This window comes from Gemmobacter lutimaris (assembly GCF_003570715.1).
Lineage (GTDB): Bacteria > Pseudomonadota > Alphaproteobacteria > Rhodobacterales > Rhodobacteraceae > Gemmobacter > Gemmobacter lutimaris.
Window position 1 is genome coordinate 1 of sequence record NZ_QXXQ01000069.1, and the last position, 251, is coordinate 251.

The following is a 251-nucleotide window of genomic DNA, read 5'->3' on the forward strand; positions in this document are numbered from 1 at the left end:
CACCGGCCCACGAACCCACCACCACCATCCGCCATACAAGACCTCCATCTGCTCACGAAGGCCTTCTCGCAGGCGGGTCACGCGTCAGGAATATATCAAATCAATGGGCCCGAACCGCCGCATACGTCTATGTGGCTTTTGTCATTGACGCCTATGCACGTCGGATCGTCGGCTGGCGGGCAAGCCAGACCGCGCATGCAGGCTTCGTCCTTGATGCCCTCGAACAGGCCGTTCACGATCGCCGCCCGGTC

The 251-nt window shown here is 61.4% G+C and carries 1 pseudogene; it reads left to right on the forward strand.

What is annotated here, in order from left to right:
* Positions 1–122: 122 nt before the first annotated feature.
* A pseudogene (locus D2N39_RS22485) lies at positions 123–251 on the forward strand (IS3 family transposase); the annotation flags it as partial.